The following is a 16,307-nucleotide window of genomic DNA, read 5'->3' as shown; positions in this document are numbered from 1 at the left end:
TCTTCTTTTAAGGATTAATCTGAAGGTTTTGCTCCAGGCCAGCATAGTTTGTAATCTTAAGCAAGGGCATTTTTCCATCTGCCTCGGGTGCATAGTCTATAATTATCTTTTTCTCCGCTCCTGGCAGGATAGAAAAATAATTATCATCATAAAACACGGGTAAGATGCGCTTATTTGTAGCTGCATTTATTAGGGAAATGTGGTTAAAGAAACTTACAGACCCATTTGATGGGTTAAAAAGAACTACCTCAATTTTTCCTGGTCTAAGCTGTTTTGCACGGGCTTTAAGGGGACTGGATTTTAATTCATTTAAGCCCGAATAAATTCCTTTACTATCGGGCATCCAATAAAAATTATTGCTCAAAACTTGCTTCCGCTCGTCTAAAAGTTGGAGGGAAAGGAAAGACCCATTTTTAGCAGACAGTTCATCAACTTTCTTCTTTAGTGAACTTATTTTTTTAGTATCAGAAGGTTCCAGGTAACAGAAAATCTGATCCAAAGGGGTAACATGACCAGCCATATCGAAAGACCGGGCCACCAGCATGAGGTTCCGTTTCGGCTCAAAATCATTATTTACCAGCGTTACCATTCCATCTATTGGATTGTACATCACATGAAGCATTTCGCTGCCTGACCGGAGACCAAATAAACAAGCATTTGGATCAAGGTAGTAATCATACATCTGTCCGCGCATGGATGTCCATGGATTCTGTGTTTTCCAAATAATCACACCCGTATACCAATCCCACATGTGGGCAGAAAATCCTTCTATCAATCCCCTGTACTGATCGTAATTGACCAGTTGCGCTTTTTTAGCGAAATCGGCAGCATCAACTGGTTTACCATAAGGTAAAATGTGTTGCTCATAACCTACGCCAAGGTAATTGTGGTAATCCCAAACTGAGTCCACTTGCTCAGAAACACCTCTAGTCCCTCGCTTCTCTGGCCAGATATATTCAGGTGCTTTTAAATTTTCTTTTGGAATAAAACGCTCCAGGGATTCGATGTCTCCTACCCCAACAGAACCAACTTCTGAATTAAAAGGAAAAGTACGGGTTTGCCAAAAGGTAGACACGTTTTGAATGGTATAGGGTCCGTCACCATTGCCTCCCAAAGTATTTTTAGACATCTCGTCTGAATTGGAATGGTCCATAAACCATCTTGTGCCATCCAGCGCAGGTAAAATAGAGTCACGCAATGGTATTAATATATCATCAGGTGGGGTAATTTCATTTCCTCCGCACCAGATTGCCAGTGAAGGATGGTTTCTTACCATTTTAATCATGTCCGCTGCTGATTCCAAAAATAAGTGATGGTCATCCGGATACTTCCTTCTTGTCCATTGATCTTCCAGTTTGAGGGGGTCTACCCAACGTCCATTACAGTCGCCAGACATCCAGAAATCCTGAAACACCAACATACCATATTTATCACAAGCCTTGTAAAATTCAGGCCGTTCTATCAGCGCACCTCCCCAAATCCTGATCAGGTTTAAATTCATATCCCTGTGGTAGCGGATCTCGGCATCATAACGTGCATCGGTAAAACGGAGCATGGCATCAGAAATGATCCAATTTCCCCCTTTAATAAAGATCCGCTGACCGTTTACGGCAACTTCCTTGCTGCTGGTAATTGCATTCCATTTGGTCTGGATTTCACGGACACCAACACTGACTGTCTGACTGTCACAAAGCTCCGTGCCTTTTTCGAGAAAGCTTAGTTTTAAATTGTACAAATCCTGTTTGCCATAACCTGCAGGCCACCATAGTTTCGGATTCTTTAGTACAAAGTCTGGGAGTTTGACCTCTGAAACGCTGTTGGGCTTTAGAGAAACAGACTGGATTACCTTTTGGCCAGCAAGGGTATACATCAAAGTACCGATGACTTCTTTTGCACTCGTGTTTTTCAATTCTGCCGAAACTTTAACAATTGCTGGTTCTTGGGGGCTGTCCGGGCTTCTCTTTCCGGGAACGAGGGTAACCACATGGGGATTCCCGAGGCTGACCTTACCAGTATGGACAATAAATACTTTATCCCAAATTCCTGTATTTCTATCCCTTATGGGGCGAATCCAATCCCAACCCGCAGTATACTGATGGCCTACACCTTTTGCAATGGTACCATCACCACCCTGACCGCCATTAGGATTTCCCACGGCATCAGGAGGATAGACAATAACAGCAAGCCTGTTTATTCCACTTTTTGCCAATAAGGTTGTAATGTTAAAAGCTTTACGCAGATACATCCCTTTAAAAGGCGTTTGATTTACTTTCTTTCCGTTTACAAAAATATCACAACTGTAATTGATGCCCCTAAACTTCAGCCATACTTGTCCATCGGCCCTGGGAACTGGTTCTTTAAAATCTTTAACAAACCAATAGGTATAATAATCTCTCCCAGTGTTGTAAATATCTGGAATCAGCTTATTGTTCATGCCAAAAAATGGATCGGGCACTTCTTTATTGTTGAGCATTGTGGTTAATACCGTTCCTGGAACAACTGCCTTTTTCCAACCTTCCAATGTGAAGGATGGATTGGAAATCACGGTTCCCTGGGATTTGACTTTCCTTATAGGCATACACAGCCAGCCGGAGTTTAACTCATACTGATCTTGTGCAATGAGTGCTGAGCAGCATGTAACCAACAGCAGCAGTATAAAAAAGAAGAATTTCAGACTTTTATATAAGGTTTTAAGCATCTTTTATTTGAATTAGTTTGCAACAGAATACGCCCGGTCTTTTTGCAGGGTACCCCAGGTGGCAGCCGGTTTTGAACCCATCAGGATGATCATTTCTCCACCCTTTACAAAGTCGCTATGTTGAATATAGGCCTTTGTATACGGCTTACCATTAAGCTGGATAGATTGGATGTACTTGTTGGTTTTGGTATTGTTTTTTACTGAAATATGGAAAGTTTTACCTGCTCCAACATCTAAAATCGCATCATCTACAACAGGGCTTCCAAATACGTAAAGTCCATTGGCCGGGTTAACAGGATAAAAACCCAGCGCCGAAAAGATATACCAGGCAGACATCTGGCCCACATCCTCGTTACCACTTAAACCATCAGCTTTATCTGTGTATAGGTTATCCATGATAAACCTCACTTTATCAGCAGCTTTTGCCGGCTTTCCTAAATAACCGTAGAGGTAAGCAATATGGTGACTAGGCTCGTTTCCATGAGCATACTGACCTATTAATCCAGATATATCATTAGATTTTATGACTCCCAGTTCATCTTTAACCGTAAATAAAGAATCTAATTTGGTTTCAAACTGCTGTTCTCCCCCCATTAAACCGATCAAACCTTCTACATCATGAGGTACGAGCCAGGTATACTGCCATGCATTGCCTTCTGTAAAATCATCCTTTTGGTGAATAGCAGAAATGGGATTAAATGGAGTTCTCCAACTCTTATCGGCCACCCTTCCCCTCATAAACCTGGTGTTTTTATCAAAGTAATTCCGGTAATTTTGTCCGCGATTACTCCAGTATATATAATCGGCGTTTGCCCCACGTTTTTTAGCAACCTGGGCAACCGACCAGTCTGCAATAGCAAATTCAAGTCCTATGGCTACATTTTCTACCAGGCTGTCTGCCGGCAGATAGCCATACTTTTTAATATAGTACAGCCCCCGTTCATCACGCATCCCTGTTATTTTCATAGCCTGATAGGCCAAATCTTTATCAAATCCTTTAATTCCTTTTAAATAGGCGTCGGCAATGACTGGCAAAGCAGGATTACCTACCATGCAATCTGTTTCATTGGCCATTAAATGCCATACCGGGAGCTTACCTTGCTGCTGATAGATGGCCAGCATCGTATTTATAAGATCACTTGTTTTTTCGGGGTTGATCAAGGTCATCAATGGATGTGCGGCCCTGTAGGTATCCCACAACGAAAAAGTAGTGTAATTTGTAAAAGCAGCATTTTTATATACCTTTTTATCTGTCCCTAAATAATCACCATTTACGTCGTTAAATACGGAGGGCGCAATCATGGTATGATACAATGCAGTATAAAAAACACGCTTTCTTTGCGCATCAATTGTCTTTATTGCAATTCTGCCAAGTTCGTTGTTCCAGGCTTCGTTTGCCCGCTCTACCTGTTTTGAAAAATCCCAGCCAGGCATTTCTGCTTTCATGTTCAACTTTGCATTTTCTACGCTTACCGGAGAAATGGCAACTTTTAAACTAATTTTTTCACCTGCCCGGGTATCAAAGGTTGCCACTCCTTTTACAAATAAGCCCTTCAACTGTTTACCTTCCTTAACGGATATACTATCGTAAAGTGAAAAATCCCTGATGGGTTTGGAGAATACGGCTGTGAAATAGATTCGCTGGTCTTTGGCCCAACCCATTGAATAGCGATAACCAGAGACTGTATTTTCGTTTTCCTGGTATAGGCAGGTTTCTGTTGCCTGGTCCCAGCCTATTCCGGGTTGAAGGTCAATAATGATTTTAGAACTTTTACCAGCAGGGAATGTATATTGATGGAAACCAACCCTTTTACTTGCGGTAAGTTCTGCTTTAATTCCATAACGTTTTAGTTTTACGCTATAATATCCAGGTTTGGTAACTTCGTCCTGATGTGTAAATAATGAATAATAACCGCTTTTTTCATTACTAAGGTTTCCTTTACGCAGTTGCACGTCACCAAGCACCGGCATCACGGAAATATCACCGAGATCACCAATTCCGGTACCGCTTAAATGCGTATGAGAAAAACCGGTGATGGTAGAATCGCTGTAGTGGTATCCCGAACACCAGTCCCATCCTGTTGATAGATTTACAGGACCAAGCTGTACCGCACCGAATGGGACATTTGCACCTAAAAAAACATGCCCATGAAAACCTGTTCCTATATAGGGATTTACATATTGGGTTAAGCCATCTTTTAACATGGCTTTTTTATTTTGGTGTGTAAGCTGGGCGCATAGCTTTCCATACACAGGAAAGAATATCACCAGCATTATAAGTACTTTTTCTTTGATCATTTTTTCCCGTCTTCAGCGATCAATGTACCATAGCTTACTTTCCAAAGTTTATACCGTTCTACTTGAGCAACCAGTCTGCTTTCAAAATCTTTCCAGTCCCTTGAATTTTTAGTACTCCATAAAACTTCACTTAAGGCTGTGATTCTTGGAAAAATCTGGTACTGTATTTTAGATGGAGAGTTGATATATTCTGTCCATACGTTAGCCTGGGCACCAAGTACGTACTTCGCTTCTTCTGTATTTAGTTCTTTTGGAACGGGTTCATAAGCATAAACTTTACTTAATGGAGTGTAGCCGCCTATAGTCAAGGAGTCGTTCTTTTTAACTTGCGAGTGGTCAAAATACACGTGACTTCCGGGTGTCATGATCACCTGGTGTTTTTGTTTTGCAGCCGCAATTCCTCCTTCTTCACCTCTCCAGCTCATGACCACTGCATTTGGTGCTAAACCACCTTCTAAAATCTCGTCCCATCCAATAATGGTCCGGCCTTTTCCATTGATGTATTTCTCCATACGCTGAATAAAATAGCTTTGAAGTTCGTGCTCATCTTTTAAACCCTTTTCTTTCATCAATTGCCGACAAAATGGGGAACGCTTCCAGTTGTCTTTAGGACATTCATCTCCACCTATGTGGATAAGTTTGGAGGGGAACAGGGGCAGTACTTCGTCAATTACATTTTGTAAAAAGGTGAAAGTAGTTTCTGTAGGTGCAAATACATCATCAAAAACACCCCAGGTCTGTTGTACGTGTTTGCCAATTACCGGGCCCGACCAAATTGTAGAATCAGGGAAGCGTGTAGGTTCTTCAGGAAAGCAACTCAATTCTGGATAGGCCGCGATTGCTGCCGATGCATGGCCCGGCATCTCTATTTCGGGAATTACATTGATGTACCTTTTGCTTGCATAAGCCACTACATCTTTGATTTCTTCTTGTGTATAATAACCGGAGTATTGCAGGTAATCGTTTCCTTTTCCAGGAAAATGACCTGTTATGGTTCCGTTTCTATAGGAACCCAACTGGGTTAATTTGGGATATTTTTTAATCTCAATTCTCCAACCCTGGTCGTCTGTAAGGTGCCAGTGGAAATTGTTCATCTTGTGAAGTGCCAGGTAATCGATATATTTTTTCACAAAGGACACTGGAAAAAAATGTCTGGCGACATCCAGGTGCATGCTTCTATAAGCAAAACGTGGTGCATCGGTTACAGACACGTAGGGAATAGCTAAAGCAACTCCCTGATCCGTTGGCAACAGCTGTATCAGTGATTGTACTCCATAAAAAACGCCGGAAGCATCTGAGCCTTCTATAAGCACTCCTTTTTTATTGACGGTAAGCTGATAGGCTCCTTTCGTTTTATTTTTACCTGCCTTAAGGCTTAGCGTAATAAGACCTTGCCCTGAAGTTTCATTAAGTTTGAAGTTGTAAAAGTCAGTCAAATAAGAATTTAAGAAATCGGCTGAGTTTTTAAGCGAAGGGTCTTTTATCAGAACGCCTGTATTTTTATCAATTTTTAAAACCTGATTTCCCTTAGGCACGATTAAACTTACCGGCTTTGGAATGATATTAATTTGTGAAAAACCACTGCAGGCATAAACCAGGAGCGAAACAAGCAACATTGTTCTTTTAAACATATAAGGTTATTTTAGGTTGGTTATTTATTTTTTTTGGTCAAAGGTCTAATCTGGTAACTATAGGTACTGGGTTGGTAAGGCACCATATACTCTTTTAATGGCCAGGCGCCCCAGCTATCAATTCCCTGCAAACCTGTTTGTTGCAAATCTAAATGTACATAAATCTGATCTCTTGCCACTAATTCTCCAGAATGGTACTGTTTTTTATCTTGTTCGGGGTCTAAATCATCAAGGCTATAAGGAATTGCAGAAAAATTAAGTAAGCTATCTGTATACTCTATTTTCAGGCCCTTGCCCTTTTTATCTGCAAAGCTTACCCAGCGTACATCTGTTTTGTTGCCACTTTCCTGGGGACGGGCATATGGAATGTACTGATCCTTTACCTGCCCGGTATACAATCCTACAAGAGTAGCCGACTTCCTGTCCCAATAGTTTTCTCCCGGCCCACGGCCGTACCACTGAATTTGGTTTAAATTTTTGCTCATGGCCAAGTTATTGCCGATACGCATCAGTAATTGATAGTCCCCCTTAATGGGTGTGAACTTATTATTTACCCGAATACTTCCATCACCATAAATTAAAAATGTTTGTTCGGCGATTGCATCTCCGTTAACAAGTTCCTTTTTAAATACGACTTCGAACAGCCCTGTCTCTAGTTCAGAAAATTTCACATCAATGGCTTTACCAAGGTTGTATGCATTGCGCCACATCCTCATGGACTTGTTAAAGCCAGAACCAATATCATTATCAGTGGGTGCTCTCCAGAAATCCGGATGCGGGCCATTCTGGATTAACGTTTCGCCATCAAAAGTATAACTGCTCAGTACCGCAGCATTTAAGTCAAATTCCACCCTGAAGTTTTTACCGCTAATGCTGAGTTTTTCTTTTGTTTTTAAGGACTTTAAGTGCGCGTATGTTAGAGGTGTATCGGTTTTTGCAGAGATCTCGTTTAATGGAAATTGTTCATAAGCTATTTCATAACCTGGTGCTAAAAATGGTTCAGCCTTCTTTAAAGTATAATGAATATTTAAGAAGTAAGACTTACGATTAGCAAAAGACGTTGTTATCGGAAGCCGGAACTGTTGAACATCACCAGGCAGAACTTCTAGCTTACTTATGCTCCCTTTTTTTATTAATTTCCCTTCTTCCATTAGTTCCCATACGAGTTTTACGTTATCCAGGTTTCTAAAAAAGTATTCGTTTTTTACTTCAAGCAGGTAGCCCTTTTTTAAGACGGACTGGACAGGCTGCAAAACTTTCTTTACTTCTATAGCCATTGGAGTAAGCTCCCGATAGGCAGTTACTACGCCTTTAACACAAAAATTGTTATCACTAAAGTTATTGTCAGCAGGACCTTCCAAAGGAAAATCACCACCGTAAGCTAATATCCTTTTACCATTCTTCACCGTGTCAATGGATTGATCTACCCATTCCCAAATAAAACCGCCCTGCAAATAAGGGTACTTACGGATCGCATCCCAGTATTCTTTAAAGTTACCAAGACCATTCCCCATAATGTGGGCATATTCACTCATGATCATCACTTTATCGGGATTTCCTTTTGAGTAGGCAATCATAGAAGAAGGCGCTGGGTATTGGGGTACCATCAAATCGGTGTTAAAATCAGATTCGGCACGTTCATATTGAACAGGGCGCAAGTCATGTTTTTTCATCCATTCATACCCTTCATAGAAATTTACGCCATTTCCAGCTTCGTTTCCCAGCGACCAGGTAATGATGCTGGTGTAGTTTTTATCGCGCTCGTACATTCTGGTAATGCGCTCCATATGTGCATGGAGCCAATTTTTATCATTCCCAAGGGTATAAGGAATTTCATATCCCCGGCCGTGTGATTCAATGTTTGCTTCGTCAACAACGTATAAGCCGTATTGGTCGCAGAGTTCAAGCCAGTAAGGATCAGGCGGGTAATGTGATTGACGAACTGCATTGATGTTCAGTTTTTTCATCATCTCCACATCCTTAAGCATATCCTCTTTAGCTAACACATGCCCATTTTTTGGATGATGTTCGTGCCTGTTTACGCCTTTTAGAAAAATTCGTTTACCATTCACCAAAAAGTTCCGGTCTTTTATTTCCACAGATCTAAAACCCAACTGCTGCGGAACAACCTGTAAAAGTTTACCTGATTTATCTTTTAATGTAAGGAATAAAGTATAGCGGTATGGCGTTTCTGCCGACCAGGTTTTTACATCTGCAACTGCTCCTTTAAAATGAACTTTGGTATTGTAGTTCCCCAGAACGCTGTGAACGGTTTTGGTTTTTTGAAACATTACCTGCTGACCTTCGGCATTAAGCAGTTCCATCTCTACTGAAAAGGTATCTGGAATACTATGAAAGCCGGATTGATCGACTTTATAATTGGCAATTTCCGCTTGTATGTCGAGTAATCCATTTTTATAGGATTTGTCTAGTGTGGCTATTGCTTTAAAATCCCTAAGATCCAGCTTTGGTGTTGCATACAAATATACATCACGCTCTATTCCAGAAATGCGCCACATATCCTGACATTCTAAATAACTCCCATCGCTCCAGCGGTATACTTGCAAGGCAATTAGGTTTTCTCCTTTTTTTAGATATTTAGTCAAGTCAAACTCCGCTTCAAGTTTACTGTCTTCACTATAGCCTACCTTCTGCCCATTTACCCAAATAAAAAACGCAGATTTTACTGCTCCCAAATGAATAAAAACCTGACGGCCATCCCAGCTTTCAGGGATTACCACTTTTTTACGATAAGAGCCAACTGGATTATTGTCTACCGGGATATCATAAGGTGGATTTAATTGAGCGCCTTTTTTTGCGTGTCCGGTAAATTCATAGGAAGTATTAATGTAAATAGGCGTACCATAACCATGAAGCTCCCAATTTGCAGGGACTTTAAAATTGTCCCATTTACTATCGTTAAAATCATTTTTAAAAAAATTGAGCGGACGCTGTCGGGGGTCTTTTACCCAGTTGAACTTCCAGTTGCCATTTAATGACAGAAAATAAGCTGATTTTTCTTTACTACGCTGTGTGGCCAAGGCTTTATTTTCGTAAGCGAAAGCGCTTGCCTTCATTGGTTGTCTGTTCACAGCCACCACATCCGTGGCAAGCAATTCATAGGGCAGTTCCTGTGCAAAAAGGCCTTTTGCAAACACGATTAATGAGGATAAAAAAGCAAACTTTATAAAGTACAAATATCTCATATTGTGTCTTTTTATGGGTTTGGTTGTTGAAAGTAAAGTCCTATTTCCGAAATTACAGGCTTTAATCGGGATTTACTAACGGTTAGGCGGAGCTCTTTTGCTGTTACTGCTGTGAAATTCAGGATTCTTTTGCTACCTATAGTGGTACCTTTAGTAGCAGATTTCCATGAACCATTTTCCATGTATTCCAATTCGAATTGTGCTACACGTTGTCCTTTTTCCAGTTTTTCCTGTACTACAAGCAAGTTAAAAGCTGCTTTTTCTGGAAGCGTTAGCAGCATCGTGGTTGTATCTTTATTACGTTTAGTAACTACTTTTGCTGCTTTAACTAAATTATTGGAAAAGACTTTATCTCGCTGATCTTTAAAGTCCATAAGCGCTTTAACATCATAATCTGTCAGGAGTCCTCTTTTATCTGGCGGCATATTGAGGAGCAGTACACCATTTCTACCTACAGAACTGTAATAAATGTCCATAAGCGTTGCGGTGCTTTTCACTTTGCTATCTTCTTCCTGGTGATAAAACCAGCCCGGACGTATAGAAACGTCTATCTCTGCAGGATACCAAACCAAACTTTTGGACCTTGTAATTTTTTCCAGGCTGCCAAGGTCATCCTCCATCATATTCATGGGGGCAAACCCGGTTGTTTTTTGCGAGGCTGCAGCAATCTGATCTTGAATCAAGGCATCTCCTGGTACTACGCTCCACTCTGTTTCCCTGCCATACCCTGACTCTGTACCTACCCAACGTACGTCTGGCCCCATTACCGCAATAACGGCAGAGGGTTGTAGTTTGCGAATTAAAGCATACCAGCGGTTAAATTCATAGACCTGCTTTTTCCCTCCAGGTCCTTCTCCATTTGCTCCATCAAACCAAAGCTCATCTACTTTTCCATATTGGGTAAGTAATTCTGTGAGTTGATGGATAAAATAGTCATTATAAGCTGGTGTTCCGAAATAGCTGCTATTGCGATCCCAGGGTGACAGGTAAATGCCGAAACCTATACCATATTCATGACAAGCGTCTGCCACTTCTTTTACCACATCTCCGGCACCATTTCTCCAGGGACTGCTTTTTACAGAATGTTGTGTGTATTTACTTGGCCAAAGGCAAAAGCCATCATGGTGTTTAGCTGTTAAAATTACCTGTTTAAAACCAGCTTCTTTACAGGTACGTACCCATTGCCTGGCATCAAGTTCTGTTGGATTAAATATAGCCGGGCTTTCTGTTCCATCCCCCCACTCTCTTCCGGTAAATGTATTGATGCCAAAATGCAAAAAGGCAGTTAGTTCTAGTTTTTGCCAGCGCAATTGTCTTGCAGATGGACGGATATTTGCGGCCTTGCGGATGATATCGGCTTCAGAATCACCAGCAGCTATTTTAGCATAACTTCTTTTTTCAACCAGCTGCGCAAAGGCGAGGGTAAATTGAAGTAAAAAAAGACTGCACAGCATCGTTCTCTTAAAATTCAGCATCAGTATTGGTTGGTTAGGTTGTAAATTAACAAAATGGAGAGGGTATCCCCCCGAATACCCTCTACCAAATTGAATGTATTTGCCTAAATAAGGGCAAATGTTTTAAGGTTAATACGCTGAAACTTCCGATAGGTAAGTACTTCTTGAAGTCCCATAAACTACAGTAACAGTTACTTTAAAATAACGAGCACTGTATTTTTGTGGAAACGCTACGGTCTGCCTGGTTTGAACCAATGCCAATTCATACGTTCCTGCATTTTGCCAGGTTGTTCCATCATTACTGACCTCTACTACAATGGTTTTTGGTGGCCCACTTACCGAAGTAACTTGTCTGCCAGTAATGTATAAACCAGATAAGCTCAAGGTAGCTTTCATATCAAAAGCTACAAAGTGTGGAGGTGCAGGTTCAGATCCATTCCACTGACTGGTCCAAAATGTACTGAGAACATTGTCAAGTAAAAAAACTGCTCTTCCATTATTTGCACCCTCACCCGTAGCTTCCTGCGTGCTGAACGAATGGATAGTCCAATTTGTTCTTTCAAACTCATTAGTTACTACAGCTGTAACAACTACATATACTGTACTTGCATTTGAACTCACTTCTGTATTTGCACCTGTTACAGATTTAATTTGCAGCGGGATTAAATAACCGGGAGCAGTAAGCAAAGACATCTTATCCCTGGGAATTGAAAAATCAAGGTTAGTGGAAGAAATCAGTGCACCTTTGGGAATTGTCAAATCAGCCCCTAGTGTTACCATACCATCAGGGACGGCTACATAACTTGTATTGTTGGCAGCATTATAGGCGGCAATTTTACTATTATCCACTCCATACGTTACTTTAACATCCTCTTCCGACTCTTGCGTAATACGTGCAGGAAAAGAGGCCTTAATGTCTGCACCTGAAGGGCCTGAACCGAATTGTATCACTGAGAAAGCAAAGCTATTGTACCCTTTAAATGTATTATTCTCTACATTAAAAAATACACGGTTTTTATCATCGCCATTGAACGTAAACGTTTCTTTCTTTTTGCAAGCACTGAACAGAAAAACCGTAGCTGCTACCAGTAGAATACATTTATTTCTGAAAACTGTTAAACTTTTCATCTTCATATCTTTATTTATTGAACACATTTGTTTTCCGTACTGGCATTCCATAACGTAGTTTTAGGCCAGGTCATGTTTCTTCCTTTTCCCGTACGGTCATAGAAAATATTACCAGAGCCTTCATTCATTTTCCAGTAGGACACCAAACCATTAGCTGCTGCATCCACGTTACAGATGCCTTCGTTAATTTCGGTTACAGAAAGTGCCCTATCCCAGAAACGGATTTCTGCTACACGTCCTAAAAAGCGTTGCGAAGTTTGGTAACCAGCATACGACATACCCAATTCCAGCATCGCAAACTGGTACACCTTCCCACCGCCGCTAAAGCTGCCATCGAGTTTTCCGTTCACATACATTTTATACGTCACGCCGTCGTAAACACAGGAAATGGTATACCAGGTCTTAGTGGTAAACTCGGTTTTAGAGAACATACTACCCTCAGCAGATACCCATTGAAGTTGATTAATTTTACTTCCTGCTTCACCAAAGCGTAATAGGTTAGGTAAAGATTCATCAATCGGCCCCCAATTACACAAACGGCTGATATCAGCGGTTCCGTGAAAGGCATCTATGAAACATTTAATTTCAAAAGTATATTTAGAAATGTTAGTTACTGGAGTAGTGAATGGATACGTGTAGTAAAAAGCAGGTGCAGAGATATCAATAGATTTGAAATCTAAAACCCTTGCGATTTTTAGATAAATCACACGAGAGGCATCCAATACTTCTAATGACCCCGTTACACTTTTAATTTTTACTGGAAGGACATAGGTTCTACCCTCTACAAAATTAGCAATAGAACGCATATAAACTGTTACAGCATCTGAAATGTTGCTTCCTGCTTTAATAGTTACATCACCGCCAACCATTTCATAACTTCCAGTTGGGGGGGCATAATACTTTGCAGCCATCTCTTTACTGTATTCAGCTACCAGATTGGTATCGACTTCAAAAGAAACCGTAACGTCATTGGGCACCTTTTCTGTCGCAGTTGCCGTTACAGCATAACTAGAGGGTACTCCTTCTACAATAAACTTTACCATTTTATTCTCCTGCGTTCCAGTAATTAAGATTGCATCTTTATAACTCAAACTTTTTTCACAGGCAGAGAACACCGTTGCAATGGTGCAAATCAACGCCACTGCAAACAGGCGGGAATTGTATTTTAATGTTTTCATATTCCTTTATTTAAATGATTAAACCAATATTAACGCACAGCAGGATTAGCAATTTGTATGCTCCGGCGTACAGTACTGTATGGATCTCCACTATTGTAGTCCCGGTCAAAATAAAAAGCACCAAAACCTGCCTTTTTACCTTGCGTAGGATTCCATCTTGCCATACCTTCCAAGGAGTACATGCGTCTCCCCCCGGTAGTTAAGGTATTTCCATCCGCTTCTGTAAAAGGCGAACCTCCGTTAGCATACCAGTCACCAAAATTCTCTGTTACGATAAACTTACTTGTAGGACACCAGCTGGCTACAGAGTTGTACCTACCTTGCAAAAACGTAGCAGAACTACTGGTAGTTCCTTGCGTATAGGATTGATTTACCAGATAATTAATATATGGCTCTACTCCAGCTACAGGGAGTTGGGTATAATAATCAATAATTAAATATTTGTCTGGTCGGGATGATTTTGGGCCGATCGATTTCCCTATAATCTCCACCATTTTCAAAAAATTTGCTCCTTGTATCCAATCACCTTCAGGCTCATAATCCAAATCCAGACCATCCAAATCGTACTCAAATACCATATTAACCAGGTAATCAGCATACATTTGAATTCCAGCATCATTTTTTTCGAACTGTGGATATTTTGCGATCCTGGTAATTTCAGGGATCAGCATTTTGGTACCTTTTTTAACCATAACCTCACGCATCTCATTATAGGCGATGGGATTATATGTGGACAGCTTATCGTTTTCTCTTAATGAGGGAATACCCATCCAAAGACTGCAGAAATCAAGACTGTCAGGCAATCCAGCAAAGTGTTCGCCCCATGAAGCTGATTTTTTATATTCAGCGGTCACACCTTCCTTATTTGCGTAAGCAGCGAACCAACCATAAAAAACCTGATGTTTAGATTTCTTGTATGCCCGCAAATTGGTGTAATATTGTTCACTATAGGTATATGGCTTCAAAAGATTTAAAGCCTTGGGCGTATTTTGCTTTTCGCAGCTCATCAAAAAGGCAGCGCAGCAAATCAGCAATAGTTTAAATAATTTCGTTTTCATCGTATTTATGATTTAGTTATTTAACCAGATTATTTTTTGTCCCACCAAAGTTTCGTTCCACCATTATCTGCTCCGCCTAAAAGAGCTGTGGCGGCGGCTACGTTGGCACCATTAGTTTGGTACTCAGTAGCTGGAAATGGCAATCTGCGAATTTGGGTAGTTGTATTTATCAACCCTCTGCTGTTATTTACCACTACCGGAAATATTTTAGGGTATCCTGTGCGTCTAAATTCAGTCCAGGCTTCCTGCCCATCGGGATACATCGCAATCCATTTTTGTGTTATGATCTTTTCCAGGCTAGTTTCAAAAGTTGCTGTAGCATTCCATTGAATAGTAGCTTTACTCATTGCCGCGTTGGTTAAGGTTACATTGTTACCACTATTGGCTGCATCAGTATAAGCTGCCGGTAAAAGTGTTGAATTGGCAAGATAAGTATCCGCACCAGCTGCACCTGTAAGCGTGAAGGATGTGCGTATTCCTGTTTCATACATGGTTTGCGCAGTTCCACCCATAGCCCAGCCTCGTAAAGCGCCTTCAGCACGCAAAAAGTAAACTTCGGCTGGATTCATCCAAACTATGGCTGAGTTCGCCGATATATTAAGGTCAGAATAAGCACCTTCAGCATAAGTAGCTTTGTTGGAAATAGTAATACCATTTCTTATTCCACGATACGTAGTTCCTGTACTCGGCAATTTGAAATTAAAAGGAGCTCTTGGATCCGCATATCCATTCATAAAAGAATGCATGTTTGCACCCATTCTAATGTCTTTAAAATTGGCACTAATAATATACAGCGGGTGGTTGTAAGTGAAATCTGAAGCGCGGTTCAGCGCAGCAATATCTGCTGCTAATGTAAATACTCCGACAGGGTGGGCCACTGCTGATTCTGCTTCTGTTTTTGCTTTTGCAGGGTCTGCATATACAATACGCATGGCTAAACGAAGCTTAAGGGAGTTGGCAAACTTAATCCATTTAGTTACATTACCACCGTAGATATAGTCAAATTTAGCAAGAGCTGTAGCACCAGGATTTTTAGTACTAAATTCAGTAAGCACTGCAATCGCGGAATTCAATTCTTCAAAGAATTTATAATAAACATCCCGCTGACTGTCGTATTTAATTTGCGAACTTCCAGAACCAAAATTAACATAAGGTATTGGGCCATACATATCCGTAGTACGATGTAAGGCTTCTACTTTTACAATAGTCGCAATTGCAAATACTTGCGGAATAGCTGTTTGAGTTTCATTTTTAATTGTATTCCATGGATTCATCACGGAAAGATAAGACCGACTAAAGGCCTGTCCATACCATTGTGGGATCAAATCATAAGTGGTATTGTTAGAGCCTGAAAACCAGTTATTAGTTGCTCCCATATAGCCAGAGTATACATCACCTGCAAGGTTTTGCATGGTTTGGTATACTTCATCACCAAAAAATGGCTGCTGTGCAATAGGGAATACATTTTTTTGCATTTGCACAAAAAATGAGCCTACAAGGAGGTTATCGCGATCCAGCATTTCCGCAGTAGCCTGATGCTGGTTGGTATTATATTCTTCGTAATTCTTGGTACAACTACTGCCCAGTAACGCCAGTAGGGTTAGGCATATTGTTGATTTTTTCACAGAGAAAAATTTATATATCTTCATCATCTGG

At 40.8% G+C, this 16,307-nt stretch carries 9 protein-coding genes; all 9 read right to left on the bottom strand.

Features of this window, described 5'->3' with window-relative positions; all coding sequences use genetic code 11:
* Positions 1 to 7 precede the first annotated feature (7 nt).
* The gene (locus tag LPB86_RS10715) at positions 8 to 2,578 is read right to left on the bottom strand and encodes a glycoside hydrolase family 2 TIM barrel-domain containing protein (RefSeq protein WP_230643497.1); all 2,571 of its coding nucleotides are present in this window, start codon (positions 2,576 to 2,578) and stop codon (positions 8 to 10) included.
* Positions 2,579 to 2,710: 132 nt separating this feature from the next.
* The gene (locus tag LPB86_RS10710; protein WP_230643495.1) at positions 2,711 to 4,996 is read right to left on the bottom strand and encodes a GH92 family glycosyl hydrolase; all 2,286 of its coding nucleotides are present in this window, start codon (positions 4,994 to 4,996) and stop codon (positions 2,711 to 2,713) included.
* Positions 4,993 to 6,627, bottom strand: coding sequence for a beta-N-acetylhexosaminidase (locus tag LPB86_RS10705; RefSeq protein ID WP_230643492.1), 1,635 nt, complete (start codon positions 6,625 to 6,627; stop codon positions 4,993 to 4,995). Before LPB86_RS10705 ends, LPB86_RS10710 begins: the two co-directional genes overlap by 4 nt.
* Positions 6,628 to 6,647: 20 nt before the next feature.
* Positions 6,648 to 9,833 carry a glycoside hydrolase family 2 TIM barrel-domain containing protein gene (locus tag LPB86_RS10700; protein ID WP_230643489.1) on the bottom strand — a complete coding sequence of 1,062 codons (3,186 nt, stop codon included), beginning with the start codon at positions 9,831 to 9,833 and terminating at the stop codon, positions 6,648 to 6,650.
* An 11-nt stretch (positions 9,834 to 9,844) separates the two neighbouring features.
* Entirely contained in the window at positions 9,845 to 11,308 is a 1,464-nt protein-coding gene (locus tag LPB86_RS10695; protein WP_230643486.1) for an alpha-L-fucosidase, read from the bottom strand.
* Between the two features lie 108 nt (positions 11,309 to 11,416).
* Positions 11,417 to 12,415 (bottom strand): BT_3987 domain-containing protein, encoded by a 999-nt coding sequence (locus LPB86_RS10690; RefSeq protein ID WP_230643484.1) that lies wholly within the window; start codon positions 12,413 to 12,415, stop codon positions 11,417 to 11,419.
* A 14-nt stretch (positions 12,416 to 12,429) separates the two neighbouring features.
* Positions 12,430 to 13,593: a DUF1735 and LamG domain-containing protein gene (locus LPB86_RS10685; protein WP_230643481.1), complete on the bottom strand. Its 1,164-nt coding sequence runs from the start codon at positions 13,591 to 13,593 to the stop codon at positions 12,430 to 12,432.
* A 29-nt stretch (positions 13,594 to 13,622) separates the two neighbouring features.
* Complete coding sequence (locus LPB86_RS10680; RefSeq protein ID WP_230643479.1) at positions 13,623 to 14,651, bottom strand: glycoside hydrolase family 18; 1,029 nt, start codon at positions 14,649 to 14,651, stop codon at positions 13,623 to 13,625.
* A gap of 29 nt (positions 14,652 to 14,680) precedes the next feature.
* Positions 14,681 to 16,303 (bottom strand): RagB/SusD family nutrient uptake outer membrane protein, encoded by a 1,623-nt coding sequence (locus tag LPB86_RS10675; RefSeq protein ID WP_230643476.1) that lies wholly within the window; start codon positions 16,301 to 16,303, stop codon positions 14,681 to 14,683.
* Positions 16,304 to 16,307: the final 4 nt, after the last annotated feature.

This window comes from Pedobacter sp. MC2016-14, from assembly GCF_020991475.1.
GTDB lineage: Bacteria > Bacteroidota > Bacteroidia > Sphingobacteriales > Sphingobacteriaceae > Pedobacter.
Note: the sequence above shows the minus strand (reverse complement) of the source record. Positions and strands in the feature narration are given on the sequence as shown.